The sequence below is a fragment of the Pseudomonas putida genome (assembly GCF_004357765.1).
Lineage (GTDB): Bacteria > Pseudomonadota > Gammaproteobacteria > Pseudomonadales > Pseudomonadaceae > Aquipseudomonas > Aquipseudomonas putida_U.
Window position 1 is genome coordinate 1 of sequence record NZ_SMTE01000076.1, and the last position, 760, is coordinate 760.

The window sequence follows — 760 nt, forward strand, 5'->3', positions numbered from 1 at the left end:
ATGATGGGTGCCTTTGAGACTCATAGCTTCATGGCATCCATCCCCGTTCACTGCCCTCGTTGCAACTCTGACCACGTATATCGCCATGGCAAGACCCCTTCCGGCCATGTTCGCTATCGTTGCCCCGTCTGTCCGCACGTGTTTCAGCTCACCTACACCTATGAAGCCCGCAAGCCTGGCGTCAAAGACAAGATTGTTGATATGGCGTTCAACGGCTCAGGTGTTCGTGATACTGCTCGCGTCCTCAAGATTGGCATCAACACCGTCATACGTGCCCTAAAAAACTCACCCCAAGGCAAGTAACCTCCGAAAAGGTGGTGCTCGATGACGTGGCGCTTATCTGTGAACTTGATGAGCAGTGGGCCTATGTCGGCAATAAACAGCATCGACATTGGCTTTGGTATGCCTTTGATACCAAGAGAAAACGAGTCGTGGCATATACCTTTGGCCCACGCAACGATGAGACATGCCGTCGGTTGCTGAGCCTGCTTTCTCCGTTCCAGATAGGCTTTATCACCAGTGATGATTGGGGAGGCTATGCCAGAGAGGTGCCGAACGAGATGCATCTGACCGGGAAGATATTCACCCAGCGTATCGAGCGTAACAACCTGACGCTCAGAACGCGCATCAAGCGATTGGCTCGCAAGACCATCTGCTTCTCTCGTTCCGTTGAGCTCCACGAGAAAGTGATTGGTGCCTTTATCGAAAGGCACCACTTCAACTGATTGGAGTCATTACCCTACGGGCTATGTCTGGGATT

The 760-nt window shown here is 52.2% G+C and carries 1 protein-coding gene; it reads left to right on the plus strand.

Annotated features, from left to right (window positions below; genetic code table 11):
* Window positions 1-30 precede the first annotated feature (30 nt).
* Window positions 31-725, plus strand: a protein-coding gene (locus E2H86_RS25635) for an IS1 family transposase (RefSeq protein WP_200960243.1) whose coding sequence is annotated in 2 segments (ribosomal slippage) — window positions 31-277 and window positions 277-725 — 696 coding nt in all. Because the reading frame shifts where the segments join, the coding sequence is not laid out codon by codon here.
* The last annotated feature ends 35 nt before the right edge of the window (window positions 726-760 follow it).